Source organism: Streptomyces tardus, from assembly GCF_018101125.2.
GTDB lineage: Bacteria > Actinomycetota > Actinomycetes > Streptomycetales > Streptomycetaceae > Streptomyces > Streptomyces tardus.
The window spans coordinates 3,049,824-3,075,961 of the sequence record NZ_JAELVF020000001.1 but is presented as its reverse complement, the minus strand read 5'-3'; the positions used below and the strand labels follow the sequence as shown (position 1 = coordinate 3,075,961).

Sequence of the window (26,138 nt, the reverse complement as noted above, 5' to 3'; positions counted from 1 at the left end):
AACAGCACCTTTCGCGACCGCAGTTGAGGCACGCAGACGCTCAACGGCCTGGTGACGGCGTGACGTTCGCGCCCGCCCCGGCCTTGCGTTCGGCGAAACGACGGCGGGCGGCGTCGATCTCGGGCAAGTGGCGGCGGGTCCAGGCACACATGCCGTTGACGGTGCCGCGCAGCGCCCCGCCGGCCTCGGTGAGCCGGTACTCGACGCGCGGCGGCACCGCCGGATGGACGGTCCTGTGCACCACGCCGTCGCGCTCCAAGCCGCGCAGGGTCTGTGTGAGCATCTTGTGGCTGATGCCCCCGATCTCGACACGCAGCTCGGTGAAGCGCAAAGTGCGGTCGCCCAGGACGTTGATGATCAGCAGGGACCACTTGTTCGCCACCCCCGCGAAGATCTCGCGGGCGAGTGAATCGGCACGCAGCACATCGGCTTCGTCGGGCGTGGGCTGCTCGGTTTCCATCAGGTTCCTCTCTCACTCGAAAGTGCGTTCTTCCACGTCAGCCCTCACTTTCCTACGGTGAGCGAGTAACCGGAAGTGACCTGGGAGGGCACTTTCATGGCCATTCTGAAGACCTGCGCACGCCTGTGGGCCGACGACCTCGACCAGGCGCTGCCGCTGCTGGAGGAGTTGACGGGCGAACGGCCGCATCTGCGGCTGGGTTTCGAGGCGGTCGGACTGGCCGCGGTGGGTGATTTCCTGGTCGTCGCGGGACCGGCCGAGGAGCGCGCGAAGTACAGCCACGCCTCGGCCACGGTCGTCGTGGACGACCTCGACACGTTGCGGACGACGCTGAAGGCGACCGGCGCCACCCTCACCACCCCCGTGACGGACGGCCCGACGGGACGGTTCCTCTACGCACGCCACCCGGGCGGCGCGGGCGTCGAGTACGTCCAGTGGCACCCGGAGCTGGTCAGCCGGATCCTCCGCGACTGAACGGCCGTACGGCGCGGGCGAGTTCGCCGGCCGCACCGCAGGGACGCCGGTCAGCAGGCTGCGGGCGCCGGTCAGCGCCGGCTGGTCGGCGGAGTGCGGGCCGCCCTCACGGGGCGAGGTCGGCCGGGCGGGTGCGGAGCTTGGCGGCGATACGGGCGAGGGCACGCCGGTCGGCCGCGGTGAGCGGGTCGATGACCAGCTCACGGACCGCACGCACATGGGTGGGGGCGGCGGCCAGCACGATGTCGTAACCGGCGTCGGTGAGGCGGGCGAGGGTGTAGCGACCGTCCGCCGGATCCGGGGAGCGCTCGACCCAGCCGCGCTGCTCGAAGCGCTTGACGACGTTCGAGAGGCGGGAGAGCGATCCGTTGGCGAGGAAGGCCAACTCACTCATCCGCAGGCGGCGTTCGGGCGCCTCGGAGACGTGACTGAGGGCGAGGTACTCGAAGAGGCTGATGCCGAACTCGCGCTGGAGCGGCTGCTCCAGCCGGCCGGGCAGCAGTACGGCCATGGAGATCGCCCCGGTCCAGGCGTCCTTCTCCTCCGCATCGAGCCACTGGACGTCCTCGGCGGGTTCATCACGAGGTTCCGAAGGCGGTGGGCTGGCCATGGAGGGGATTCTACCAACGGGATTGACTTCACGCTTGAAGTAGAATGCTGTTACGTTTACTTCAATCGTGAAGTCGCGGCGTGCTCGTGCAGACGGGCCCCGCGCAGACGTACCCATGCAGTCATGCCTGTGAGCGTCCGCGACCAGCTGCACCACGTGCTGCGCGCCGAACGCCGACGCGCGGCCGTCCACCGCCTGAGGAGAGGAACGAGACCATGACCGAGTCGACAACCCGCACCGACGAGCCCGAGTTCACCATCACCCCCGGGTACGGCGACTGGCTCCGCAAGGAGCTCCACTACAGCCAGGCCGTGCGGATCGGGGACCGCGTGGAGATCTCGGGCCAGGGCGGCTGGAGCGAGGAGTTCGAGTTCCCCGAGAGTCTGGAGGAGGAGATCGTGCGCGCCTTCGACAACGTCGGGCGCACCCTCGCCACCGCGGGTGCGAGCTGGCACGACGTGGTCGCCATGGACACGTACCACGTACCCACCGCCCCCGACACGATCGGCGAGGACCACAACCGCACGATGGTGGAGCAGATGCGGCTCCGCCTCGGCGACCGTGCGCCGATCTGGACGCAGATCGGCGTGCCGGCGCTCGGCGCTCCCGGGATGCGGGTGGAGATCCGAGTGACGGCCCACCTCGCACCGAGGCGCGACCGCCCGGCATCCGCATAACGACCGCACGGCACGGGCTGCTCGTACGGCGCGGGACCCGGTACGTGCAACACGTGCCGTACGAGCCGTACGTGTCCCGGCCGGGCGAGGCCGGGCGCGGCCGGGCGCGGCTGTCGGGCGAGGCCCGTGAACAGGGCCTTTCGCGACGGTGGTTCCGCGCATAGCGTGCACGGGACGGAGGTGCCGCACGGCACGCGGCGCACCACGGCCGCCGCAGCGGACCCCGGACGGCGACGGACGAACGGACGACGGAGGCCACGCCCGTGGGGACGAGCAACGGCGGCGAGCAGCACACCGCACACGAGGGCGGACCGTACGGGGCGCTGCGCCAGCTGCTCGACGGCCGCTGGACCTGCCGCAGGTTCCGCCCCGAACCGGTTCCGCGGGAGACCGTCGAACGGCTGCTGCGACTGGCGCAGCGCACGCCGTCCTGGTGCAACACCCAGCCGTGGCAGGTGGAGTTGACCGAGGGAGCGGGCACGGAACGGTTCCGCGCGGCGCTCCTGGAGCACGTGCGCACCCAGCCGCCGGCGCCGGACTTCCCGTTCCCCGAGCAGTACGCCGGCGTCTACCGGGACCGGCGCCGCGCCTGCGGCTTCCAGCTCTACGACGCCCTCGACATCGCCCGGGACGACCGCGAGGGCCGCTGGCGGCAGACGCTGCGGAACTTCGAGCTCTTCGACGCCCCGCACGTCGCCCTCGTCACCACCGAGGCCGACCTCGGCGTCTACGGCGCGGTCGACTGCGGGCTGTACCTGAACTCCTTCCTGCTCGCCGCGCAGAGCCTGGGCCTCGGCGCCGCACCGCAGGCCGCCCTCGCCTCGTACGCGCCGTTCGTGCGCGAGCACTTCGGGCTGCCGGAGAACCGCCGGGTCGTCGCCGGTGTCTCCTTCGGTCACCCGGATCTCGACCACCCGGTCAACGGCTTCCGCACCGCCCGCGAGGACGTGCCGACCGCAGTGACCTGGCACCCGAACTGACGCCGCAGCAGCGCCCGTTCACCCCTTCGGCCTGCCGGACGTCCTCCACGTGCTCTGTCCGCCGAGCCGACGACCGACGCCCACGAGTCGTCATCGGCAGGGCGAACGTCGCCCGAAGCCGAGCGACTCGACGGGCTCGTGAGAGCGCCCAACAGGCGGGAGCCGACGCCGTACTCTGGCAGTGACGAGCTGTGCAGAGAGGGGCAGGCCAGTGTCCTCAGACGCTACTCCGAACCCGTACGCCGAGCCGGTCGCCTTCGGCCAGCGCATGCAGATCCTGCGGTCCCGCCGTGGCATGAGTCGCGGAGTGCTGGCCGGTCTGCTCGGAAGGTCCCCGAGTTGGGTCAAACAGGTCGAGGGCGGGCGCCTTCAGATGCCGAAGCTTCCGATGGTGCTGCGCATCGCCGAAGCTCTCCGGGTCCGGGACCTCTCGGAGCTGACGGGAGAGGCGTCCACGGCAGTGCCCCTGTTCGCCGGTCCGGGACACCCGCGCCTGCCGCTCGTGCGCGAGGCCGTGGACGAGTTTCCGCTCACCACGCACCGACAGGCACCGCCAACACGTCATCTGCGGGAGCGACTTGTCCGCGCGTGGAGCGCCAGACACTCGGCAGCGAACCATCGCGACGTCATCGGCGCACTTCTGCCGGATCTCATCCGGGACGCACAACTCACCGTGGCGCAGGCGGAATCGGCGGACGAACGGCGTACCGCTCAGGCACTTCTGGCCGAGGTGTACAGCCTCAGCCAGTTCTTCCTCGCCCATCAACCGGACCCGTCCTTGCTGTGGCGGGTCGTCGAACGCGCCATGGTCGCCGCCCAGCAGTCCGAGGACCCGCACACCATCGGGGTCGCGGCATGGCTGGCGGCCCAGGCCCACCGCGACAGCGGGCACAGCCACTTCGACGCCGCCGACGCCGTGACCATGCGGACCCTGCACCACCTCGAACCGTTCCTGCCGGCCGCGAGCGACGAAGTGCTCGCCATCGCGGGGGCCCTGCGATTCGAGGCCGGTCACACAGCAGCTCGGCGCGGGGCGTCCGGTACGGCCTGGCGCTTCTGGGACGAGGCCCGCGCCGTGGCGGATCGGCTCCCGCCGGACTACTTCCATCCGGTGACCTCCTTCTCCCGTGCGGTGATGGGAGCCCACGCGGTCACCGTCGCGGTGGAGCTTCACTCGGGGGCGGAGAGCGTCCGACAGTCGGCGGCGGCGGACGCGACGTCCATCCCCTCCCGGCCGCGACGCGCGCGACATCGCATCGAGGAAGCGCGCGGCTATCAGCTCGACGGCCGCTCGGAGGCCGCACTGGCCGCGCTCGCCGGAGCGTACGAAGCAGCGCCGGAGACGGTCCGCTACAACGGTTACGCACGGCGCATCGTTCTGGAGGAGGCGGAGTCGAGAAGCCCCGCCCAGCGGCGCCGAGCAGGTGAACTCGCCGTCAGAATCGGCGCACTGGCGTCATGACACCGGGCACAATCTGTGCCCCTTCTCCTTTCTCGGCGGCCCTACCGTCACCTGTCGAGCGGCCCGACCCGCGCCCGGGTGAGTGGTGCGGGGTGGGGCCCCGAACTGACGGGAGTGCATGAGGTGTTGCGAGATTTCACGGGTGGTTGCGAACGGTTCGCGGGGCGGTCGACGTCCGCGCTCGGGCGGGTGCCGGACGGTTCCCAGGCGGTTTCCGCACGGGCGTACGGCGCAGGGGCGGGGACGTCGTGAGCGGTGGAGAGCGGCCCCGGCTCGCGCCGTGGAGCGGCGAGGACGGCAAGCCCTGCTATCTGGTCACCGACGACGACTGCCGCCTCGCCCGCCTCGCCGACCGGATGGAGGCCGAACAGCTGGCCATAGGCGTCCGGTTGCTCGACTTCGCGAGCGACCTGGTGACCGACGGAAGCACCCACCCGCACGAAATGCGTTTCCTCGCACGCCGGTTGAGCGAGGCACTGCGCGACGCACTGCGCGTGGCCGACAGCAGAGGCGATCGACTCCCCCGCGCCGACCGCGCGGCCGCTCCCCCGCCGGACCCCGACGACCGGCGTTCGGGCTGGACCGAACGCCGCTCCGCGACCGGAAGCCGCTGAACCCGCGCCCGGTCGGGCGGTGTGCGCCGTTCCCCGGCCGCCGAGCCGACGACCGACGCCCACGAGCCGCCGCCACCGACAGGGCGAACGTCGCCCGCAACGACACCAGCCCCGAACAGCGGCCGGTTGATACGCCTCAGAGGCCCGGGCCATGGTGGCCGCAACAATTCGTTGCGCTCTGAGAACACGAACTAGGCTCGTGGCATGGCTGACTTCCTCCAGGTGTCCACCGCAACGGAAAACCGCGAACAGGCTGTGGAACTTGCTCGCATCGTGGTCACAGCGGGCCTGGCCGCCGGAGCCCAGGTAATCGGGCCGATGGTCTCCGCCTTCTGGCACGCCGGCGAGTTCGGCACGGGCGAAGAGTGGCAAGTTCTCCTCAAAACCCACAGCACTCGATACTCCGACCTCGAAGCCCACCTTTTGGCCCACCACCCGTGGAGAAACCCCGAGGTTTCAGCTGTGGAGATCGTCGCCGGCTCCGCCGCGTACTTGCGCTGGGTGGCGACGACCACCGATTCGCTTCCCTCGGAATAGAAGCCTCAACTCCTGGCGCGCTCAAGGACGTCAGCCACCGTGCTGAGGTCGCGGTGTTCACCGAGCCGGGCAAGCACAGGCGCGAGTCTCGCGCGTGGACGCACCGAGGCGACCCCGGCACAGAGATCGAGGGCACGACCGGTGACCGCTGCTGACTGCTCGATTTCGCCTGCGTTCAGGTAGGAGTCGGCGAGCCACGACAGGTACAGGCTCTTGTCGCGTGCGTGAGTGTCGTCGTATTCGCGGAGAGCCTCCTCCAACACAGGGACAGCTCGCAGTGGCCGACGCAGTTCAGCCCAGCATCGACCAGTCATGATCTTGATCTCGGTCTGATCGACCCACGCCGCCCAGTCGGGCTGCGGCTCACCGTCGTCGTCGTTCAATGCCGCTTCCGCCGCGTCGAGCGCCTCTGCTGTCTCTCTTGGCTGCCCCGCCAAAGCATGCGCCCACGCCAGACGTTCGTGCAGCAGCGCGCGTACTCCGCGCGGAGCGCCGGTGCCGGCGGTACGGCACGAGCGAATCGCGAACTCAACTCCCGCCTCCCTGCTCCCGTTGGACTTCTGATAAGCGAGGAAGGCGAGAGCGTTACCGGCGAGAGCTTTGTCTCCTGCTTCGGTCGCCGCCCTGTAGCTCTCCTCGTACAGACCACTGGCGTCGGCATGCTTGCCTCCGTCGAAAGCGGCCCATCCCGCCTGCTGTGCCTGCTCGGCAAGAACCGACAGCAGCTCGCGGCCTGTTCTCTCCGAGTAGTCGCACTCTCGTGCCATGCGCTTGGTGGCTTGGTACTCACCGAGATAGATGCGGTAGGTGTCTCCTCCGCCGAGGACATCGTCCAGTCGCCGCAGGCGAGTAGTCCGTCTGCGCAACTGACTCGGAATGCTGTGCCCGATCTGCTGCCCCACCACGATTCGGTCCAGATCGGAGAAACCGACGGCCATCCCTGCACCGGCCGTTGCCCTGAAGAAATGCCGACGTTTCACTGTGCCTCCTTCGCTGGTGGCGGTGTTGGCATCTGGAGACGCGCAACTGGCGGGGCAGGAAGACTCGTTCGTCTCCCAGTCCCGAGCCGCGAGCCCGAGCAGACGACCGGGAATGCGCAAGGCATCGGAGATCCTGGCAACCTTCTCGAACGAGGTGATGTTGCCGCGACCTCGAGCAAGGAGCCCGACACGTTCCGGCTTGATATCGCACTCTGCGGCGATCTTCGAGTAACTGATCCCGAGTTCGCTGCGGGCAAGACGGAAAACGGTGCCGAAGTCGTGAGCCGCGACAGCGATCTTCACGTCTTCCCGATTGAGGAAAACACCCGGCAGCGCTGTCGGTGGTCGGTATTCGGTCATCCGGTGCCCATCGCGTCTGTGAGCAGCATTGTGCCCGATCAGTCGGGACAAAAGCCTACCCATGATGGGGATACCCGAGGGAGGGAAGGCAGCCGACCGGCAGAGCAACAGGGTTGGGGCTGACAAAACCCGCGCCCGGGTGAGTGGTGCGGGGTGGGGCCCCGAACTGACGGGAGTGCATGAGGTGTTGCGAGATTTCACGGGTGGTTGCGAACGGTTCGCGGGGCGGTCGACGTCCGCGCTCGGGCGGGTGCCGGACGGTTCCCAGGCGGTTTCCGCACGGGCGTACGGCGCAGGGGCGGGGACGTCGTGAGCGGTGGAGAGCGGCCCCGGCTCGCGCCGTGGAGCGGCGAGGACGGCAAGCCCTGCTATCTGGTCACCGACGACGACTGCCGCCTCGCCCGCCTCGCCGACCGGATGGAGGCCGAACAGCTGGCCATAGGCGTCCGGTTGCTCGACTTCGCGAGCGACCTGGTGACCGACGGAAGCACCCACCCGCACGAAATGCGTTTCCTCGCACGCCGGTTGAGCGAGGCACTGCGCGACGCACTGCGCGTGGCCGACAGCAGAGGCGATCGACTCCCCCGCGCCGACCGCGCGGCCGCTCCCCCGCCGGACCCCGACGACCGGCGTTCGGGCTGGACCGAACGCCGCTCCGCGACCGGAAGCCGCTGAACCCGCGCCCGGTCGGGCGGTGTGCGCCGTTCCCCGGCCCGGCGTGCGAGAAGCCGCCGAACTCCTCCTATGCAGAGGGGAGTTCGGCGGCTCGTGGCAGGGTGCGCCCGGGGGCGGGCCGTACGGGTCAGCCCGCGTCGCGGTAGGCGGCACCGCTGGAGTTGGCGTTGGCGCCGTTGTAGAGACCGGTTTGGTAGGTGTCGGTGGAGAGGGTGAACCAGGCGTAACGCTCCAGGTGCGGCAGCGAGTTGAGCATCTCGGTGGAGGAGCGGACGAAGGCGGTCTGCTCCTGCTCGCTGGGGTAGCGCGGCTGCGAACCGGTGAAGTCGATCAGCGCGTACTCGGTGAGCCAGACCGGCTTGCCGTAGCGCTCGGCGACCGCGTCGAGGTAGGAGCGCAGGTGGTCGGTGGCGTTCGGGCCGAAGTCGGCGCCGTACCAGTGGACCGGGATGAAGTCGACGCGCAGACCGCGCTCCTCGGCTCCGCGCATGAAGCGGTCCAACCAGCCGCCGGCGACGTCGCCGCTGTGCGCGACGGCGGGTGCGCCCAGGCGCAGACCGGTGGACTCCAGTCGCGGCCAGAGGTCGAGGGCCTCCTCCACGCTCATCGCGGACTGCTCGCCGAGGTCCGGCTCGTTGAAGCCGAGGAGCTGACTGCCCTCGCGGGCGGCACGGTCGAGTTCCTCGTCGGTGACCGAGTCCCGGCCCCAGATCATCGGCACGAACTCGGTGCCGTCCGGGGTGGCCAGGTCGGGGCCGGAGGCCCAGTTGTAGTACCAGGAGGCGTTGACATCGGCCAGCGCCTGGTCCGCGCCGGGCGCGGGGCGCGCGCTGACGCCCTTGCCGTCCGCGGCGGCGGGCGCGGAACCGGCGCCCGCCGAGGGAACGAGGACGGACGCGGCGAGCAGCGCGCAGAGGAAGGTGAGGACCAGTCGTACCGGTCCACGCCGGGAACGTGAACTCCTGTGCTTTCGGGCGGTGTTCAGGGCAGTGCCCCTTTCGGGTCGAAAGAGTGCGACGAGCGGGCGGCGCCCGATGGGGCGAGCCGCCCGGGCCGCGGTACGGGTTCGGCGGCGCCGGTCGCGCGGCTCGCGGATCGCGACACGGGAGCACGGGCCGCGATACGCGCGAGGCGCCGGCGTGGGGTGAGCGGTGCGGGAGCATCGCGCTCCCGGCCCGTGCGGTCAGCGGGCGGTGACGGTGAAGCGGCGGGGCTCCGGGTCGGCGGCGGCGCCGGAGACGTCGGGTTGGCCGTCGCCCATGACGTCGTCGCTGGGGAAGGCGTAGCCGATGGGGGTGTGCTCGTGCACCAGCCGAGCCCAGTGGTTGGTGGTCTCGGCGAGGTAGAAGTCCTCGGCGGTGGGCCCGCTGGGCTGGTCCGCGTGGGAGAGGACCGTGCTGCGGTTGAAGGCCGCCGAGACGCGTGCCATCAGCCCGCGCCGCACCTCGGTGTCGTCCGGACGCTGGGTGAACGGACCGCGGTCGCAGCTGAACACATCGCGGGAGACGGGGAGTTCGAAGCGGTCGCCGCTCTCGGGGAAGACCAGGGTGTCACCCTCGACGCGACCCTCCAGCACACCGCGTCCGCCCTGGAGGTCGACCCGCAGCGGCTCCTGCCGGTACTTGGCCCAGACCTCCTGCGCATAGTCGTCGTAGTAGTCGCCGAAGGGCATCTCCTCGGGCGGGAGGTGGTCGTGGCGTATCTGGTGGATGTGCGGGGCGATGACGCGCCGCACCCCGTCGCCGTCCGGGTGGGGCACCGAGAGGTCGGGCCAGGGCCGGCCGTCCTTCTCCGCCTGGGTGCGCAGACCGTCGGTGATGCGTCCGGGCGCACCCGGTTCGGGGGCGGCGACGGTGTGGGTGCCGGTGCCCTCCAGGGTGAGGCCGAGCGGGAGCCGGGGCACCATGTCGACGTAGCTGAGGTTGGCGTAGAGCATCTGCTCGTTGAAAGTGAACTCGGCCCAGAACCAGTCGAGTCGGTGGTTCGGATCGTTCGGGTCGTGGATCGGTACGTCCAGCAGTACCGGCCCGGGGTCGACCAGCAGCTCCAGGCGGGCGTCGCGCACGACGTAGACGCGGGCGCGGTGCATCCGCGGCAGCGTGAGCACACGGGGCTCCTCGCCGGCGGCGGGCATCGCGATGGAGCAGTCGACGGGCAGCGGAGTGCGTCCGTCGGGCGACTCCGGGTAGTAGGTGCTGCCGTCCTCGCGGAGCAGCATCCAACGGTCGGTGCCGAGTTCGAGACCGGCGACGTAGGCGCGCAGCTCGCCGGCGGAGGAGTCGTTGGCGAGGGCGAGTTCGCAGGTCTCGGGTGCGGCCGGGGCGCCGCGTGCCGCGCCGGGCGCGGGCCCGGCGGCGGCGCGGGCAGCCGGTGGCAGCAGCAGCGTCGGGAGTGCGGCGGTGGTGGCCAGCAGTGCGCGGCGGGAGATCACGGGCTGCTCCGGAGGTGTGGGGGTGGGAGCGCTCTCAGGGGTTCGCATGCTCACACCCCGCCCTGCCACCGTCAACGGGTACGTACCGGTATCGTGCCGGGCCTCACGACCCGGGCACGCCGTACACGCAACCGGGCCTGCACATCGTCCAGTTGGGGCCCTGCAGCCTCGACGCACACCGGTGACCGGGCAGAACGCGCGAGCAGCGCGGGCAGCGAGCGGATCGCGCAGGCCCCGCCCTCTTTGCGGCACCACTTATTGCCTGACTAGAGTCAGAGAATGGACACCGAGCGGCGGACACCCGGGCAGCAGGTCGAGCAGGTGCGGCGGTTCAACCGGACCGTCGCCGAGCACGTCGGAGTGCTGCACGACCAGTACCTGGGCGGCGCCCGCCCCTACGGCCAGGCGCGGCTGCTCTGGGAGATCGGCGACACGGAAACCCACGACGTCCGCAGCGTACGGGCCCGACATTCCGGCTACATCAGCCGGCTGCTGCGCGCTCTGGAGGCCGACGGCCTCGTCGCGGTCGAACCCCACCCGCGCGACCGGCGCGTACGGACCGTGAGGCTGACCGACGCCGGCCGCACGGAACGCGCCCAGCTCGACGCGCGCAGCCAGGACCTCGCCGGCTCGCTGCTCCACCCCCTCGACCCCGCCCAGCGCACCCGACTCACCGCCGCCATGGCCGAGGTCGAACGGCTGCTCACCGCCTCCGTCGTCTCGGTGGAGACCCTCGACCCCGACCACCCCGACGCCGTGCACTGCCTGCGCTCCTACACCGCCGAACTCGGGCAGCTCTTCGACAGCGGCTTCGACCCCGACCGGACCCTGCTGCCCGACCCGGGCGAACTCCGCGCCCCGCGCGGGCTGTTCCTCCTCGCACGGCTGCACGGCGAACCGGTGGGCTGCGGCGGACTCAAGCTGCCCGCCGACGCCCCGGCCGAGATCAAACGCCTCTGGATCAGCCCGCAGGCCCGCGGCCTCGGTCTCGCCCGTCGCCTCCTGTCCCAACTGGAGTCCCGCGCCAACGACTTGGGCCGCAAGGTCGTACGGCTGGACACCAACCGGGCACTCGAAGCGGCCACTCGCCTCTACCGCACCAGCGGCTACACCGAGGTCCCCGCCTTCAACGACGAGCCCTACGCCCACCACTGGTTCGAAAAGCATCTCGCCTGACGACCACCGCATCCGGTCCGGCACGCCCCGGCCCGGACCGCGGATCAGATCGTGCGCAGGTGGGCGGGCTCGGTGGTGTCGAGAAGGCGGGGGTCGGGCGCCTCGCCGGACATGCGCAGCGCGCCGCGGGCGAAGCGGAGCAGCAGCGGCCAGTTGCCCGGCTTTCTGCGGTCGACACCGCCGAGCAGCTGCTTCAGGAGGGTGAGCGAGTCGAAGTAGATGCGCTCGCTGACCAGCCGCTCGTCGGTGTCGAAGACGAAGTACGCCGTCATCCGTACTCGAAAGCGTGAACCGGTCGGCGGGAGCGAGCCGAACGGGCCACGGTGGGTGCCGATCAGCCAGAACTCCGCGACCACCGCGTCGTGGCTGTGCCGCAGATCGATCAGCTCGTGGTGCTGGTCGGGGAAGGCGACCCGGGTCGCCCGGTAGTAGTCGCGCACCGCGCTGTCGCCGTCGTGGACGGTCATGGTGGCGACGACCTCGTAGTGCGGGTGCGGGAAGGTCGCCAGGGTCGCGTCCCAGTCCTGGTCGACCTCGTCGCGGAAGTGGTCGAGCACCAGCTTCTGGCGCGCCCGCAGCACCTCGGGCGCGGGAAGGACGGTGGGGTCCGTGGGTTCGGTGGACCCTGCGGACCCTGTGGGGCCTGTGGACTCTGTGACGCCGGTGGGATCGGTGGGTTTCGTGGGGGACATGCCGCCTCGCTGGTCGGGGGTGACGAGCGGGGCCGGATGGGCACGCAGCGTCCAACGGGCCCCGTGCATACGGGAGTTGCGATGGTCACGCTCTCAACGAGGGAGCGCGCGCCGCCGTTCCCGCCGCCTGCACGGCACACCGGCGCCGACGCGCCCGGCGCCGTGCGTCTCGACACGCTCCCCCGCCCCGCGGCCACACCGCCCGTACGCTGCCCCCGACACCGCCACCCACAGCTCCGCCGACGAAACCCGCCGCCGGCCGGGAACAACCACCGGTGCGCGCCGGTTCGCACAGGCAGGACCGGCGACGAGGCCGGCGGGCCGGGTCCCCGGAGGTCCGGAGCCGTCGGGTCGAGAGCCGAGAGGTCGAGAGGAAGTCCCATGAGTGTGACGACGAGGATGCCCGCCGCCTTCCTCGGGCACGGCAGCCCGATGAACGCGTTGGAGCGCAACCGGTACACCGAGGCGTGGCGGGAGTTCGGGCGCTCGGTGCCCCGCCCGCGCGCGATCCTCGTCGTCTCCGCGCACTGGTACACCGGCGCGACCGCGGTCACCGCGATGCCCCAGCCCCGTACCATCCACGACTTCTACGGCTTTCCGCAGGAGCTCTTCGACGTGCGGTACGACGCCCCCGGCGACCCCGAGATCGCGCAGATGGTCTCGGACGTCGTCAAGCCCACCTGGGTCGGCCACGACGTGGACAGCTGGGGCATCGACCACGGCACCTGGTCGGTGCTGCTGCACGCCTTCCCGGACGCCTCGATCCCGGTGCTCCAGCTGTCGCTCAACGCCTTCAAGGACTTCGACCACCATCTCGACCTCGGCCGCAGACTCGCGCCGCTGCGCGACCAGGGCGTCCTGATCATCGGCAGCGGGAACATCGTGCACAATCTGCGGGCCGTCGACTTCGACCGCCCCGACGCGGGGTTCGACTGGGCACGCCGCTTCAACGAGAGCGCGCGGGAAATCCTGGAATCCGACCCGACCGGGGTCGCCGCGCTCGACGGCCACCGCGACTTCGACCTCGCCGTCCCCACCCCGGACCACTACCTCCCGCTGCTCTACCTCGCCGGCCTCGCCGACAGCGAGCCGCTGGACGTGCTGGTCGACGGCTACGCAGCCGGCTCGCTGTCGATGACGGCGTACACGCTCGGTCTGGACCGCCGCCCGGCCGACAGCGGGGCGAGCGGCGGCGCCGCGACCTCCCGCTGCGACGCCCCACCCCTGGACTCCAACCTCTGACCGCCGGGCCGCAATCCGACGGACCGCAACACCCGCCCGCGCCCCGTCGTCCGCACGCACCCGCACTCGCCTCGGCGGCGGGCTCAGATGCCGCCGCGCATCAGCAGCACTCCGTTCTGGCCGCCGAAGGCGAACGAGCTGGAGAGCAGGAGGCCGTCGGTGAGCGGCGCCGGTTCGTCCAGCACCAGGTTGAGGTCGATCTCGTCCCGGTCGATGTCCGCCCCGCTGACGTTCAGGGTGGGCAGCGCCACGCCGGCGCGGGCGCTCTCCAGACAGACGATCACCTCGAAGGCACCGGCCGCGCCGAGCGGGTGGCCGTAGTAGGACTTGGTCGAGGACACCGCGGGCCGGTGCGGGAAGACGGCCGAGTAGACCTCCGACTCGACCCGCTCGTTGAGGGTGGTCGAGGTGCCGTGGGCGTTGATGTACACGACGTCCTCGGGCCGGTGGTCGTCGGAGAAGACGCCTTCCACCGCGCGCCGTACGCCCGCCGCGTCGGGGGTGATGAGCCCGGCGGCGTCGGAGGAGGCGGCATAGCCGACGATCTCCCCGAGGATCGGCGCCCCGCGTTCGCGTGCGGACTCCAGGTCCTCCAGAACGACCGCTCCCGCGCCCTCGGCCATCACAAAACCGCTGCGGTGCCGGGAGAAGGGTATGGAGGCGCCCTCCGGGTCGCTGCTGCTGTTCAGGGCGCCCAACTTCCGGAAGGGCTCCATCACATGGTCGAGCACGCACGCCTCGGCGCCGCCGGCCACCGCGCGCGGCAGCCGCCCGGAGGCGACCGCCCGGTACGCCTCGCCGATGGCGACCGTGCCGGAGGCGCAGGCCGCGGCGGTCACCAGGGACTCGCCGCGCAGCCCGTACTCGATGCCGATCGCGGAGGCGATCATGTTCATCAGGCCCTTGACCACCAGCAGGGCGTGCACCGAGCGGGTGCCCTCGGTCGCGCCGCGGGCGAACTCCTGCTTGATGGTGCCTATCCCGCCGATGGAGGAGCCGAAGTAGACCCCTGTGTGCAGGGCCTTGTCGGGGTCCTCCAGCAGTCCGGAACGGCCCAGGGCCTCGCCGGCGGCGGTCAGTGCGAGCAGAGTGCAACGGTCGGACGCCCGGCGGCGTTTGGGCGAGATCCCCTCGTCCCAGCCGTCGGGCACCCGGGACACCAGCGGGATGCCCTCCACTCCGCTGGGCACGAAGTTCGTACTGCCCTTGGACAGCGACTGCCAGAACTCCTCGGTGCCGTGGCCGATGGGGCTGACCACGCCCGTTCCGGTCACGACGACCCGGCGCTGATTGGTCGGCATCATGATGGGCTCCTCATTTTCTTGTGGGCGTGAAGAAGGAAGACGGACATGAGCAGGGCCAGGAGCGCACCGGTGAGGAGTGGCACTCCGAGCCCGGAGGCAACCGGGACATACGCGCTGAAGTCGTACATGATCCCGTCGAAGAACCACCGGACCACCCGCACTGCGAGGAGCTGCGAGAGCACCACCGCGAGCACCGCGGCCGGGGCGGTGAAGCCGAAAAGGGCGCGCACCAGGACGCGCGGCCCGTGGCCGTTGAGCCGCATGACCCGCAGGAACTCCTGCTGGGTACCGAGCACGAACCGGTAGAGCGCGAGCAGCATCAGGACCAGCAGCAGGCAGGCGAGCCCGATCAGCAGCCCGATCTGCAGGTTGATGATCTCCACGATGCTGCGCCCCGAGGAGACGATCTCCTCCTTGGCGACCGACTGCGTGCGCCCCTCCAGCTGCGGGTGGGCGGAGCCGGTGAACAGCACCGGCACCCCGGACTCCGTGCCGCCGCTGCCGCCTCCTTCGGCCGCCGCTGCCAGCCCGCCCGCGGGCAGATAGACGTAGGAGGAGGTCGTCTCGTCGGTGACGCCGGTGATCCGCAGCGGGTGGACGCGGGTTCCGTCCAGCGAGCGCAGGGTCAGCAGGTCCCCGGTGCCGATCCCGTACTTCTCCCGGAACGCGCTGGTCACCACGGGGCCGGTGGTGCTGCCGAAGTACCGTGAGCGCGGCGGCACTTCGAAGACGCTCTGGGCGGTGCCCGAGGCGTGGTAGAGGGTGCTGAGCCGACCGGCCTCGTCGGTGCCGCGGGCCGGCCCTTCGCTGCCGGAACCGTCTGGCAGCACGTACATGTGGCTGAACGGCGTCTGGTCCTCCAACGCCTCCAGGTAGGAGTCGACCGAAACCCGCAGCGAGAGCGAGAAGTTGACCAGGAACGCCACCACCAGCAGCAGCACGACGGTCGCGACCGGCTCGCGCGGGTTGCGCAGCCCGCGCACCAGCCGCAACCGGTAGCCGGCGTCGGGCAGCCACCGCAGTCGCGCCAGCGGCAGCCGTCGACGGCGGACCGTCCTGGCGGGACGCCCGGGGTAGAACATGCGGTACGCGGCCCAGTTGAGCAGCGCGAGCAGCAGCCCGATCGCGAGCGACGCCAGTGCCCACGTTCCGAGGTCCACGGACATCCGCGGGTAGTCGTAGAGCTTGGCGTTGATGTCCATGGCCGGTCCGGCAGCCGCCAGCGCCACGGCCGAGGCCACCGTCCAGCCGACCAGCAGCGGCGCCAGTGGGTCCCGCAGATGTCTGGCCATGGCGCGCCGCCGGTGTCCGAGCAGGTCGAACGCCTCCAGGTCGGCCGCCTCCCGTTTGCGGTTCTCGAAGTGGTGGACGGCGAGCAGCGCGAAGATGATCACGAGGAAGATCCCCAGGATGAGCAGCGCGAGATCGCGCGGCCCCTGCGAGTCGCCGATCGCCTGCTGCACCCGGGAGTTGTTCTGCACGTCGCGCACGGTCGCGGCCTCGTACGTCCCGCTCATCCGCGCGACGTCGACGGAGGCGTCCCAGAACACGGTGGTGCGGGCCGCCTCCCGCCAGTGGGCGAAGGTCTCGGCGGTGACGAAACCGACCCCGAAGCGTTCGTGGTTCGGCTGGAGGACGATCTCGCTGTTCTTGACCGCGATGAGGTCCGGGGCCGCCGCGTAGCCCACCACGGTCAGTCGGCGCTCGCCGGCGGTGATCCGGTCGCCGAGCGCGATGCCGTGCGCCTGGGCGTAGCGCCGGTTGAGCAACAACTCGTCGGCGGCGCGCAGTTCACGGCCGGAGACGATCTGATGGCGGTTGATGCGCTCCCTGGGCTGCCCCAGCCGCAGCACCGAGGAGCCCGGCCCGGTGACGTCCGCCGTCCGGGTCGTCTCGTAGCCCGGGGTGCCCTCGGGCGGTACGTCCTTCCCGGACGCGGGCTCGAAATGGCCCGCCTCCCGGTGGTGCGAGGCGGCGAAGTCGTCCATGCCGCGCAGGGAGGAGGTGGCCGCCACCAGGAAGGTGAGGCCGAGCGAGAGCCCCAGTGCGACGACGCCCAGCAGCACCGCCAGATCCGTCCGGTTGCGCCGCAGCCGGCGGCGGGCGCGGCGGGTGAGCAGCGTGTCCAGCCGGTCGCTCACCACTCCAGCTCCCCCGCCGGACGCGGATCGGGGACCACGGTGTCCGAGACGACCTCGCCGTCGTGCAGCCGCACCACCCGGTCGGAGATCTCGGTGACCATCTCGTTGTGCGTGATCATGACGACGGTGACACCGTTCGCGCTCACCTCCTGGAGCACACAGAGCACTTCGCCGGCCGAGGTCCCGTCGAGGGCGCCGGTCGGCTCGTCGCAGAAGAGCACGTCGACGTCCCGGTTGAGCGCGCGCAGGATCGCCGCCTTCTGCTGCTGGCCTCCCGAGCACTGGTCGGGGAAGTGGTCCAGCACGTGCTCCAGTCGCCAGCGGGCGGCAAGTTCGGCCGGGCGGGGCGCCATGGGCCGGTCCAGCTCGACGTTCTCCCGCAGCGTCAGATCGCTGATGAGGTTGTACTCCTGGAAGACGAAGGCGGTGTCCTCCCGGCGGAACCGCTGGGTTTGGCGCGGGGACAGCGCGTGCACCTTCGTGCCGCCGACCTCCACCGTGCCCGAGTCGACGGGTTCCAGACCCGACAGGCACCGCAGCAGGGTGGTCTTGCCCGATCCGGAAGGGCCCAGGATCGTGCAGATCCGGCCTCGTTCGACGGTGAGCGAGACCCCGCGCAGCACCGCGAACTCCCTCGGAGTCCCGGCGAAGAAGGTCTTGCGCAGGGCTTCGGCGTGCAGCGCCGGCCGGCGGGAACCGGCCGGCGCCGAGGGCTCAACGCTCATCGTCGGCGCGGCCGATCAGCACGTAGTGGGAGTAGTAGAGGCTGTCGGCCGGCAGCACCTCACGGACCGCGAGTCCGGCGGCGGCCAGATCGTCCCGGAAGGCGTCCCAGTAGACGACCGAACGGAAGTGCACCAGCGTGCGGTTGAGCAGCACCTCCGCCAGCAGCAGCGAGTTCCCGGTTTCCGAGGCCCAGCGCTGGATGCGCGGAGCCGGCGAGTAGCGGTCGATCAGCGCGCGCTGGTACTCCTGGAAGTCGGGAAAGTACTGGCCCACCACGTAGGTGCCGCCGGGTGCCAGCAGTTCGCGCACCCGGGAGTAGAACTCCACATGCCGCGAGCGGTCCAGATAGAACAGCATGTAGCTGCTGAGGATCATGTCGAAGCGTTCCTCGGTGCGCCATTCGAAGAGGTCGGTGGAGACGACCTCCGCGTCCACCCGGCCGGCCAGCCGTTCCCTGGCCGACTCCGCCACCTTCGGGTCCAGTTCCACCCCGACCACCCGGGGCGCGGGGCGCAGCTGCGCCGGCGGCTCCAGATGCCGGCCCTCGCCGCAGCCGATGTCCAGGAACGAGGCGGGCTGCAGCCGGCGGCAGAGCTTCCGGTAGGAGCCGGAGGTGTAGAGCCGGTACGCCAGTTCGCCGAGGTCGGAGTAGAAGACCGTGTCGAAGGAGGGTTTGACCTGCTCGTAGAGGCTCATCTCCTCCAGTTCGAGGATGTAGCGGCACAGCACCATCAGGTAGTGCACATCGTCGCGGCGCAGATGGGGCGGTGTGTCCTCACCCCGGTCCTCCTCCAACACCCCGCCGCGCGCGACCAGTTCGCGTATCCGCTGATAGTCGGCGCGGTCGCGCCGCCAGGCGGGCGTGTCCTGTGCGGCGGGGTCCTCGGACCGCACCACGGCCGCGTAGTCGGGGCGCAGCCGTGCCCGGGGCGCGCGCTGCTGGAGACGCACCACCCCCAGGTTCTCGGCGAGCGCCAGCAGATCGTGGTGGATCTCCTCGGACATCCCGGTTCGCGGCGTGAGATCCCCGTCGGGGAACTCGCGGCGGATCACCGAGACCACGATGTGGCGCAGGAAGCCCTTCAGACGGTGCAGGACCACCAGTTGGAACAGCGGGCTGCTGCGCTCTCCCGCCAGGTGCGCGGCGCGGGTCAGCAGGGAAGCGATCGGACGGTGCGGAGGACGGGCGGCGAGCCGGTGCCGGGCGGCCTCCAGTGCGGTGATCTTCATGCGGCGGGCTGCTTCTCTCGGAGGGTGGCGAGGGCGGACAGGGTGTGGTCGATGTCGGCGGGCGAGTGGCCGCGGGAGACGAAGAAGCGCAGCCGCGCCTCCGACTCGGCCACCGCGGGGTAGGTGATCGGCGCGACGAAGACCCCGGCGGCGTCCAGCTCCTTCGACAGCTCCACCGCACGCGCGGTGTCGCCGGTGATCAGGGGGACGATCGGGGTGCCGTCGCTCAGCCCGGTGTCGAAGCCCAGCGCCCGTACGCCTTCGAGCAACCGGGCCGCCGAGGAGTGGAGTTCGTCCTGCCACTGCGGGTTGTGCGCGCTCATCCGCAGGGATTCCAGGGCCGCCGCGGTGTTGGCGGGCGTCATCCCCACGCTGAACACGAAGCCGGGCAGGTTGTAGCGCAGATAGCGCACGAAGTCGCGGTTGCCGGCGAGGTAGCCGCCGCAGCTGTTGAACGATTTGCTGAGCGTCCCCATCAGGATGTCGACACGCTCCGGGGAGATGCCGAAGTGCGAGCAGATGCCGCGCCCGGAGGCTCCCATCGTGCCGAAGGAGTGCGCCTCGTCGACCATCAGGAAGACGTCGTGCTCCTCCTTGAGCTTCACCAGTTCCGGCAGGTCGCAGATGTTGCCGTCCATGCTGTAGACGCCCTCGACGACGACCACGATGTTGCGGAACCGCGGGCGCAGCCGCTTCAGTTCGCGCGCCAGATGGCCCATGTCGTTGTGGTGGAAGGGGCGGCGCTTGGCGTCCGAGAGCAGTGCGCCCTGGATGATGCTGTTGTGGGCGAGCGAATCGTGCAGGATCAGGTCGTTCTCCCCGAAGAGGTGACCCAGCACGTTGACGTTGGTGCTGTGGCCGCCGACCTGGAGCACCGCGTCGTCGACCCCGATGAAGTCGGCGATCTCCCGCTCCAGTTCGCGGTGGAGCGGGATCTCGCCACCGATGATCCGGCTCGCGGAGACCGAACTGCCGTAGGTCTCCACCGCGGCGCGCACGGCGTCGGTGATCTGCGGGGCGCCGTTGGAGTCCAGGTAGTTGTAGCTGGCGAAGTTGACCAGCTCCCGCCCGCCGACGGAGACGTGCGCGCCGGCCACCCCGTCGTGCGGGATGAAGTACGGAAGGTGCGGCGAGGCGTCCAGGAAGGCGTTGAACGCCGTCACCGACTCCATCCGCTCGATACCGGCCCGCTGCCGGGGCACGGCGGCGACCGGCGTACCGGTCAACTGCCGGAGCGCGCCGCGCAGGGCGTCCACGGCGACGTCGTCGCGGAACAGTTCGTGGTCGGCGCTGAGGTCTCCGAGCAGCGGGTACTTCTTCGTCATGCTGGAGATCAGGTCCATCACCATCAGGGAATCGAAGCCGAGGTCCCTGATGAGGAGGTCGGGCCCGTGGATCTCCTCGGGCTGGAACATGCCTATCTGCGCGATGCCCTGCAGCAGGTCGTGCTCGATGTCGGACATGGTTCTCCTTCGTGTGCGATGGCGATGGCGGTGTCTGTGGCGGTGCGGAACGGTGGCGCCCATGCGGTGAGGCGGGCACCGAACAGCCTTGACGCATTGGGTGACGAGCGAATCGCCGTGTGTGACACACAGTGGGTGGGCGGAAGCCACACCGGGGCATCCGGGCAGGCAGGCGCAGGGACAGTGCGGGCCGGCTCTGCGGACGGCTCGCTGGACGAAAGCGATGTACGCGGGTGGAAGCGGGTGGAGAGGAGCGCCGGGAGGCCCGGCCTCACCTCACGGGAAGCAGCTCTCGGAGGAAGCGCGCGGCGTTGACCGCGCCGTCCTCCCGGGCCGCGACGGCGGCGAGTTCACGTGCGCGCCCGCGCATCGGCTCGGAGTGCAGACAGCGGCTGAGCGCACGGGCCAGCCCCGCTTGCGTCACCGTCGAGGGCGAGAGGCGTACGGCGTTCCCGTAGCGCGCACAGGCCTCGACGTTGAACCGCTGCTCCAACTGCAGGGGCAGCCCGACGAACGGCTTCCCTCCCAGGCACGCGGTCTGCACGGACCCCTGGCCGCCGTGCAGGATCGAGGCGTCGATGTACGGGCCCAGCCGGTGCGCCGGAAGCAGCTCGGTGAGGTGGACGTTGCGCGGTACGCGGGCGAGGTCGGCCGGACCGAGATAGCCGCGCACCGGGGCGACCACCTCGACCGGAAGCCGCTCCAGTGCCCGCAACAGCCGCATCAGCAGCGCTCTGTTCCCCGAGCTGCCCAGCGCCAGATAGACCAACGGCCGCTTCCCCGCGGCGAGTTCGAGAACGCGCTCGGGCACCGCACCCGGCAGTCTCGCGAAGATCGGGCCGATCAACCGGTGATTGGCCGGAAGACTCCGCGCGACGTCCGTGTCCATGACCGCCCCGATCTCGGTGAGCAGGTTGTGGTCCGCCTCCAGAGCGGCGAGCGTCGGCCCCGGCAGGGCGACGCCGAACTCCTTCGGCACGGTGCGGAACGCCCGGGGCTTCCACATCACCCGTGGCGCCACCGCTCTGACCAGCCCCGCCGCACCGCGGTTGACCCCGCGTCGCACCGGCCCTCGACCGGCCAGCAGCGGCACCTCCCGCAGCTGCCGCAGATGCGGCAGGGAGTAGGCGTACGGCTTGGGGAAGACCAGTGGGATCCCGTACGCCCTGGCGGAGACGAAGGCGCTCATGGTCGCCCCGATCACCACCGCCTCGGCGCCGAACTCCTCGTAGGCGGCAATCTCCGCGCGAACCCTGCGGCGCACCACGTCCTCGGTGAACGGATGGCGCACCCCCTTGCCCTGATCGACCCGGATGAGCTGTCGGGCCTCCTCGCGGCTCAGCCGCGGGGAGAGGGGGCGAAATCGGAATCCGGCCTCTCGAATCAGACCGGCGAACTCCTCGGAATAACCGAGGAATTCAACTTCACAACCCGGCTTCGCGGTCAGATGGCGTGCAACCTCGATAGCCCTGGTTGTTTCCGCCAGATTGAATGTCTCCGGCGCGAAAACAATGCGTTGCGGCATGGCGCTGTCCCCGAAGGCGGCGGCCCCGGCGCGCCGGGGCGCGCGACAGGAGCGGTGACGGTTCGTTGCGGAGCAGGGCACGTCCGGTTGCCGTGGGCGCATCGGAAGGCGTCCGGGCGGGCGCGGGCGCGCCAAGCGTGGAACACGCTCGGAATGAGCAGCCGTCGGATCCGTCAGCGGAGCGACACGGGCCGGCCCGGCCCGGCATCGACACACCTGCGACGTAAGCGATTGAACGGCGCAATGGATGCGCCTATGAATTCCCTCATGAAGATCATCCCCCGTGCGCGGCGCAGCCATTGGAGTGCGCCAGATCGTGGAAATGAGCCTATCCGCCATTCCATGGTCGTCAAGGGCGATGCCGCTCCGCCTGACGGTTACTCACGCGTACCGCAGTGCAATCCCGTAGCGGAATGGAAACGACCGGTCGGCGCGCCAAAAGTCCGCATTCGACAAATCACCACGCCAGCGCCACGCGGACGACGCGGGGACGATCATCGACAAACGACCCATACGCTCGAGAAGTGACGTGTGTCACTCACAACTCCACGAGGTGGACACGTCCGGAACACATCGCTTTACAGGCTGATTTCAGCTGTCATGACCGCGCTCAGGACTCCCGACCGGCACGCCGGCCCGCCCCGACCCGCTCCCGAAGCGCACAGCGCCGCGCCCAGTACCGCCGTACCGCGTACCACGTACCGCGTACCGCGTACCGCTACGAACCCACGATCGTCGTCAGGAACTCCCCCACCCAGGCGAGGAGTTCACGACCGACCAGCGGCTTGGCGCCGATGTTGCCCGGCTTCGGCCGCGGCACCAGCACCTGCTGCCGGTCCGGCTTGATCAGCGCACCCTTGTACACCCGCTTGAGCCTGAGCTCCTGGCTCTCGCGCAGCTCCACCGGCGAGAAACGGATGTTCGCGCCCTGGAGGGTGATGTCGGTGACGCCGCAGGCACGGGCCAGCATCCGCAAGCCCGCGACCAGCAGCAGGTTCTCCACCGGCTCGGGCAACTTGCCGTAGCGGTCGGTGAGTTCCTCCCGCACCGCGGCGATGTCCGCCTCGGAGTTGGCCGAGGCGATCGCCCGGTACGCCTGGAGCCGCAGCCGCTCTCCGGGCGCGTAGTCGTGCGGGACGTGCGCGTCGACCGGCAGCTCGATCTTCACCTCCAGCGGCGGCGCCTCCTCCACGCCGTCCTCCAGCGCGGCCCGGTAGTCGGCCACCGCCTCGCCGACCATGCGGATGTACAGGTCGAAACCGACCCCCGCGATATGGCCCGACTGCTCGCCGCCGAGCAGATTGCCCGCACCCCGGATCTCCAGGTCCTTCATCGCCACGTACATGCCCGCACCCATCTCGGTGTGCTGCGCGATCGTGGCCAGCCGCTCGTGCGCCGTCTCCGTCAGCGGCTTCTCCGGCGGGTAGAGGAAGTACGCGTAACCCCGCTCCCGGCCGCGCCCCACCCGGCCGCGCAACTGGTGCAGCTGGGAGAGGCCGAAGTTGTCGCCGCGCTCGACGATCAGGGTGTTGGCGTTGGAGATGTCGATACCCGACTCCACGATCGTCGTGGAAACCAGCACGTCGAACTTCTTCTCCCAGAAGTCCACCACCACCTGCTCCAGAGCCGACTCCGACATCTGGCCGTGCGCCGTGGCGATCCGCGCCTCCGGGACGATCTGACGCAGCCGCGAGGCCGCCCGGTCGATCGACTCCACCCGGTTGTGGATGTAGAACACCTGGCCCTCGCGCAGGAGTTCACGACGCACCGCCGCGCCGATCTGCTTCTCCTCGTACGGGCCGACGAAGGTCAGCACCGGATGCCGCTCCTCCGGCGGGGTGGTGATCGTCGACATCTCACGAATACCGGTGACAGCCATCTCCAGGGTGCGCGGAATCGGCGTCGCGGACATCGTCAGCACGTCCACGTTGGCACGCAGCTTCTTCAGCTGCTCCTTGTGCTCCACGCCGAACCGCTGCTCCTCGTCGACGATGACCAGGCCCAGGTCCTTGAACTTGGTCGACGAGGAGAACAGCCGGTGGGTGCCGATCACCACGTCCACCGAACCCTCCCGCAGCCCGTCCAGCACCGCCTGCGCCTCCGTGTCCGACTGGAACCGCGACAGCGCCTTCACCACCACCGGGAACTGCGCGTACCGCTCGTTGAAGGTGCCGAAGTGCTGCTGCACCAGCAGCGTCGTCGGCACCAGCACCGCGACCTGCTTGCCGTCCTGAACGGCCTTGAAAGCGGCCCGGACCGCGATCTCCGTCTTGCCGTACCCCACATCGCCGCAGATCAGCCGGTCCATCGGGACGGCCTTCTCCATATCGCCCTTGACCTCGCCGATCGTCGTCAGCTGGTCCGGGGTCTCGATGTAGGGGAACGCGTCCTCCAACTCCCGCTGCCACGGAGTGTCCGCGCCGAAGGTGTGGCCGGGCGCCGCCATCCGCGCCGAGTAGAGCTTGATCAGATCCGCGGCGATCTCCTTGACCGCCTTCTTCGCCCTGGCCTTCGTCTTCGCCCAGTCCGCGCCGCCCAGCCGGTGCAGCGACGGCGCCTCGCCGCCCACGTACTTGGTGACCTGCTCCAACTGGTCGGTCGGCACAAAGAGCCGGTCGCCCGGCTGGCCGCGCTTGGCCGGCGCGTACTCCACCAACAGGTACTCGCGCGTCGCCCCCTGGACCGTGCGCTGCACCATCTCGACGTACCGGCCCACGCCGTGCTGCTCGTGCACGATGAAGTCGCCCGGCACCAGCGAGAGCGGATCGATCGTCTTGCGGCGCCGCGCCGGCATCCGGGCACCCTCGCGACCCGCCGCCTTCTGCCCGGTCAGATCCGTCTCGGTCAGGACGATCAGCCCCAACTCCGGTGCCACGAAACCCGTTTCGAGCGCGCCACAGGCCACATGCACCACCGAGGGCACGATCTCCCCCAGCTCCGCCTCCAGCCTGGCCGGCACCCCCTCGCCGCTGAGCACCTCGGCGGTACGGGCCGCCGGACCGTGGCCCTCGGTCAGGAAGACACAGCGCCAGCCGCGCGCCAGCCACTCCTTGGTGTCCGCCAGCGCCCGCGCGGTGTCGCCCCGGTACGCCTCCGCGGCCTTCAATCGCGGCGCAAGCGTGTCCGCCTCCGGCTCGGCCTCCGCGTCGGCGGCGAACGGCGACACCGTCCACCACAGCACACCCAGCTCACGCGCCCGCTCCCGCACGTCCGCGATGCCCCACAGCGAGGCGGCGTCCACATCGATCGGCGCGTCGCCGCCGCCCGCCGTCGCCGCCCAGGACGCCTGCAGGAACTCCTGGCTGGTCGCGACGAGATCGGCCGCCCGGGTACGCACCCGCTCCGGATCGCACACCACCGCCATGCTGCCCTGCGGCAGCACGTCGAGCAGCAGCTCCATCTCGTCGACCAGTACCGGGGCCAGCGACTCCATCCCCTCGACCGCGATGCCCTCGGCGAGCTTGCCGAGCAGCTCCCCCAGCTCCGGATGCCGCTCCGCCAGCTCGGCCGCCCGCGCCCGCACCTCCTGCGTCAGCAGCAGCTCACGGCAGGGCGGCGCCCACAACCCGTGCTCCGCCACCTCCAGGGAACGCTGGTCGGCGACCTTGAAGTAGCGGATCTCCTCCACCTCGTCGCCCCAGAACTCCACCCGCAGCGGATGCTCCTCGGTTGGCGGAAAGACATCCAGGATCCCGCCGCGCACCGCGAACTCGCCCCGCTTCTCGACCAGTTCGACCCGGGAGTACGCCGCCGCCGCGAGACCGTCCACCACCTCACCGAGGTCCGCACCGCCCCCCGAGCGCAGAGCCACCGGAACAAGCTCACCGAGCCCCTTGACCTGCGGCTGGAGCACCGAGCGCACCGGCGCCACCACCACCGAGACCCGGCCGGTCGCCGCATCGTCCGGGCTCGGGTGCGCCAGCCTGCGCAGCACCGCCAGCCGCCTGCCGACGGTGTCGCTGCGCGGCGAGAGGCGCTCGTGCGGCAGCGTCTCCCACGAGGGGAACTCCACCACCGACTCCTCCGGCAGCAGCGAACGCAGCGCCGCCGCCAGATCCTCCGACTCCCGCGTCGTCGCCGTCACCGCCAGCACCGTACGTCCCGCGTCCCGCGCCAGCGCCGCCACCGCCAGCGGACGCGTCGCCGCCGGGCCGACCAGGTCGACGTGGTGCCGGTTGCCGTCCGAGGCGGCCCGTACCGCCTCGGCCAGCGCCTCATCCCGTACGACAGCGTCTAGCAGACCGGACAAACGCATGGACAACCCCGCTGGTAGCTGGACCGCGAACTGGCGAACGCGAGAAGGCCCGGTTCGTGAAAACCGGGCCTTCCAGCCTACGCCGACCGCGACCGCCCCCGGCACGAGCCGAAGGGCGGTCGCC

At 70.5% G+C, this 26,138-nt stretch carries 22 protein-coding genes; 9 read left to right on the top strand and 13 right to left on the bottom strand.

The window, feature by feature from the left end; translation table 11 throughout:
• Window positions 1–40 precede the first annotated feature (40 nt).
• Window positions 41–460, bottom strand: a complete 420-nt coding sequence (locus tag JGS22_RS13175; RefSeq protein ID WP_211042366.1) for a winged helix-turn-helix transcriptional regulator — start codon at window positions 458–460, stop codon at window positions 41–43.
• Between the two features lie 96 nt (window positions 461–556).
• Between JGS22_RS13175 and JGS22_RS13170 the strand changes: the two genes are divergently transcribed.
• Window positions 557–934 carry a VOC family protein gene (locus tag JGS22_RS13170; RefSeq protein ID WP_211042367.1) on the top strand — a complete coding sequence of 126 codons (378 nt, stop codon included), beginning with the start codon at window positions 557–559 and terminating at the stop codon, window positions 932–934.
• A gap of 106 nt (window positions 935–1,040) precedes the next feature.
• Here the strand turns inward: JGS22_RS13170 and JGS22_RS13165 are convergent, their stop codons facing one another.
• Window positions 1,041–1,544, bottom strand: a complete 504-nt coding sequence (locus JGS22_RS13165) for a MarR family winged helix-turn-helix transcriptional regulator (protein WP_211042368.1) — start codon at window positions 1,542–1,544, stop codon at window positions 1,041–1,043.
• A gap of 215 nt (window positions 1,545–1,759) precedes the next feature.
• Here JGS22_RS13165 and JGS22_RS13160 point away from each other — a divergent pair, with 215 nt between their 5' ends.
• The 5 genes from JGS22_RS13160 (at window position 1,760) to cutA (ending at window position 5,814) form a co-directional block, all read left to right on the top strand.
• Window positions 1,760–2,221: a Rid family hydrolase gene (locus JGS22_RS13160; RefSeq protein WP_211042369.1), complete on the top strand. Its 462-nt coding sequence runs from the start codon at window positions 1,760–1,762 to the stop codon at window positions 2,219–2,221.
• Window positions 2,222–2,484: 263 nt separating this feature from the next.
• Window positions 2,485–3,201 (top strand): nitroreductase, encoded by a 717-nt coding sequence (locus JGS22_RS13155; protein WP_211042370.1) that lies wholly within the window; start codon window positions 2,485–2,487, stop codon window positions 3,199–3,201.
• 211 nt (window positions 3,202–3,412) lie between these two features.
• Entirely contained in the window at window positions 3,413–4,663 is a 1,251-nt protein-coding gene (locus JGS22_RS13150; RefSeq protein ID WP_211042371.1) for a helix-turn-helix domain-containing protein, read from the top strand.
• Window positions 4,664–4,911: 248 nt separating this feature from the next.
• Complete coding sequence (locus tag JGS22_RS13145) at window positions 4,912–5,277, top strand: hypothetical protein (protein WP_308405647.1); 366 nt, start codon at window positions 4,912–4,914, stop codon at window positions 5,275–5,277.
• Window positions 5,278–5,481: 204 nt separating this feature from the next.
• Window positions 5,482–5,814, top strand: a complete 333-nt coding sequence (cutA, locus tag JGS22_RS13140; protein ID WP_211043696.1) for a divalent-cation tolerance protein CutA — start codon at window positions 5,482–5,484, stop codon at window positions 5,812–5,814.
• A 5-nt stretch (window positions 5,815–5,819) separates the two neighbouring features.
• Here cutA and JGS22_RS13135 read toward each other — a convergent pair whose 3' ends face one another.
• The gene (locus tag JGS22_RS13135) at window positions 5,820–7,154 is read right to left on the bottom strand and encodes a helix-turn-helix domain-containing protein (protein WP_211043694.1); all 1,335 of its coding nucleotides are present in this window, start codon (window positions 7,152–7,154) and stop codon (window positions 5,820–5,822) included.
• Window positions 7,155–7,463: 309 nt separating this feature from the next.
• Between JGS22_RS13135 and JGS22_RS13130 the strand changes: the two genes are divergently transcribed.
• Entirely contained in the window at window positions 7,464–7,829 is a 366-nt protein-coding gene (locus JGS22_RS13130; RefSeq protein WP_308405647.1) for a hypothetical protein, read from the top strand.
• Between the two features lie 127 nt (window positions 7,830–7,956).
• Here JGS22_RS13130 and JGS22_RS26315 read toward each other — a convergent pair whose 3' ends face one another.
• Together JGS22_RS26315 and JGS22_RS13120 are read right to left on the bottom strand one after the other, a co-directional pair.
• Window positions 7,957–8,628: a glycoside hydrolase family protein gene (locus JGS22_RS26315; RefSeq protein WP_268980951.1), complete on the bottom strand. Its 672-nt coding sequence runs from the start codon at window positions 8,626–8,628 to the stop codon at window positions 7,957–7,959.
• Window positions 8,629–9,012: 384 nt separating this feature from the next.
• Window positions 9,013–10,260 (bottom strand): beta-1,3-glucanase family protein, encoded by a 1,248-nt coding sequence (locus JGS22_RS13120; RefSeq protein WP_372454308.1) that lies wholly within the window; start codon window positions 10,258–10,260, stop codon window positions 9,013–9,015.
• Between the two features lie 279 nt (window positions 10,261–10,539).
• On the opposite strand from JGS22_RS13120, the gene JGS22_RS13115 reads away from it, so the two are divergent.
• Window positions 10,540–11,436 (top strand): bifunctional helix-turn-helix transcriptional regulator/GNAT family N-acetyltransferase, encoded by an 897-nt coding sequence (locus JGS22_RS13115; protein WP_211040701.1) that lies wholly within the window; start codon window positions 10,540–10,542, stop codon window positions 11,434–11,436.
• A gap of 44 nt (window positions 11,437–11,480) precedes the next feature.
• Here the strand turns inward: JGS22_RS13115 and JGS22_RS13110 are convergent, their stop codons facing one another.
• Complete coding sequence (locus JGS22_RS13110; RefSeq protein ID WP_211040700.1) at window positions 11,481–12,128, bottom strand: ester cyclase; 648 nt, start codon at window positions 12,126–12,128, stop codon at window positions 11,481–11,483.
• Between the two features lie 381 nt (window positions 12,129–12,509).
• Between JGS22_RS13110 and ygiD the strand changes: the two genes are divergently transcribed.
• Entirely contained in the window at window positions 12,510–13,370 is an 861-nt protein-coding gene (ygiD, locus tag JGS22_RS13105; RefSeq protein WP_216814975.1) for a 4,5-DOPA-extradiol-dioxygenase, read from the top strand.
• 83 nt (window positions 13,371–13,453) lie between these two features.
• On the opposite strand, the gene JGS22_RS13100 is transcribed toward ygiD, so the two are convergent.
• The 7 genes from JGS22_RS13100 to mfd form a co-directional block, all read right to left on the bottom strand.
• Window positions 13,454–14,674 (bottom strand): beta-ketoacyl-[acyl-carrier-protein] synthase family protein, encoded by a 1,221-nt coding sequence (locus tag JGS22_RS13100; RefSeq protein ID WP_211040699.1) that lies wholly within the window; start codon window positions 14,672–14,674, stop codon window positions 13,454–13,456.
• A complete protein-coding gene (locus tag JGS22_RS13095; protein ID WP_211040698.1) occupies window positions 14,671–16,815 on the bottom strand; it encodes a hypothetical protein in 2,145 nt (714 codons plus the stop codon). Before JGS22_RS13095 ends, JGS22_RS13100 begins: the two co-directional genes overlap by 4 nt.
• Window positions 16,812–17,540 carry an ABC transporter ATP-binding protein gene (locus JGS22_RS13090; protein ID WP_211040697.1) on the bottom strand — a complete coding sequence of 243 codons (729 nt, stop codon included), beginning with the start codon at window positions 17,538–17,540 and terminating at the stop codon, window positions 16,812–16,814. Before JGS22_RS13090 ends, JGS22_RS13095 begins: the two co-directional genes overlap by 4 nt.
• On the bottom strand, window positions 17,530–18,771 hold the full coding sequence (locus JGS22_RS13085) for a class I SAM-dependent methyltransferase (RefSeq protein ID WP_211040696.1): 1,242 nt from the start codon (window positions 18,769–18,771) through the stop codon (window positions 17,530–17,532). Before JGS22_RS13085 ends, JGS22_RS13090 begins: the two co-directional genes overlap by 11 nt.
• Window positions 18,768–20,234, bottom strand: coding sequence for an aminotransferase class I/II-fold pyridoxal phosphate-dependent enzyme (locus JGS22_RS13080; RefSeq protein WP_211040695.1), 1,467 nt, complete (start codon window positions 20,232–20,234; stop codon window positions 18,768–18,770). The genes JGS22_RS13085 and JGS22_RS13080 overlap by 4 nt, the downstream gene beginning before the upstream one ends.
• Window positions 20,235–20,505: 271 nt before the next feature.
• A complete protein-coding gene (locus tag JGS22_RS13075) occupies window positions 20,506–21,759 on the bottom strand; it encodes a glycosyltransferase (RefSeq protein WP_211040694.1) in 1,254 nt (417 codons plus the stop codon).
• A 718-nt stretch (window positions 21,760–22,477) separates the two neighbouring features.
• Complete coding sequence (mfd, locus tag JGS22_RS13070) at window positions 22,478–26,014, bottom strand: transcription-repair coupling factor (RefSeq protein WP_211040693.1); 3,537 nt, start codon at window positions 26,012–26,014, stop codon at window positions 22,478–22,480.
• Window positions 26,015–26,138: the final 124 nt, after the last annotated feature.

Coding starts and splice junctions, on each gene's coding strand:
- cutA (WP_211043696.1), top strand. CDS start 5,482: ATGGCTGACTTCCTCCAGGTGTCCACCGCAACGGAAAACCGCGAACAG.
- JGS22_RS13100 (WP_211040699.1), bottom strand. CDS start 14,674: ATGATGCCGACCAATCAGCGCCGGGTCGTCGTGACCGGAACGGGCGTG.
- JGS22_RS13085 (WP_211040696.1), bottom strand. CDS start 18,771: ATGAAGATCACCGCACTGGAGGCCGCCCGGCACCGGCTCGCCGCCCGT.
- JGS22_RS13080 (WP_211040695.1), bottom strand. CDS start 20,234: ATGTCCGACATCGAGCACGACCTGCTGCAGGGCATCGCGCAGATAGGC.
- JGS22_RS13115 (WP_211040701.1), top strand. CDS start 10,540: ATGGACACCGAGCGGCGGACACCCGGGCAGCAGGTCGAGCAGGTGCGG.
- JGS22_RS13135 (WP_211043694.1), bottom strand. CDS start 7,154: ATGACCGAATACCGACCACCGACAGCGCTGCCGGGTGTTTTCCTCAAT.
- ygiD (WP_216814975.1), top strand. CDS start 12,510: ATGAGTGTGACGACGAGGATGCCCGCCGCCTTCCTCGGGCACGGCAGC.
- JGS22_RS13165 (WP_211042368.1), bottom strand. CDS start 1,544: ATGGCCAGCCCACCGCCTTCGGAACCTCGTGATGAACCCGCCGAGGAC.
- JGS22_RS13075 (WP_211040694.1), bottom strand. CDS start 21,759: ATGCCGCAACGCATTGTTTTCGCGCCGGAGACATTCAATCTGGCGGAA.
- JGS22_RS13175 (WP_211042366.1), bottom strand. CDS start 460: ATGGAAACCGAGCAGCCCACGCCCGACGAAGCCGATGTGCTGCGTGCC.
- JGS22_RS13110 (WP_211040700.1), bottom strand. CDS start 12,128: ATGTCCCCCACGAAACCCACCGATCCCACCGGCGTCACAGAGTCCACA.
- mfd (WP_211040693.1), bottom strand. CDS start 26,014: ATGCGTTTGTCCGGTCTGCTAGACGCTGTCGTACGGGATGAGGCGCTG.
- JGS22_RS13090 (WP_211040697.1), bottom strand. CDS start 17,540: ATGAGCGTTGAGCCCTCGGCGCCGGCCGGTTCCCGCCGGCCGGCGCTG.
- JGS22_RS13160 (WP_211042369.1), top strand. CDS start 1,760: ATGACCGAGTCGACAACCCGCACCGACGAGCCCGAGTTCACCATCACC.
- JGS22_RS13170 (WP_211042367.1), top strand. CDS start 557: ATGGCCATTCTGAAGACCTGCGCACGCCTGTGGGCCGACGACCTCGAC.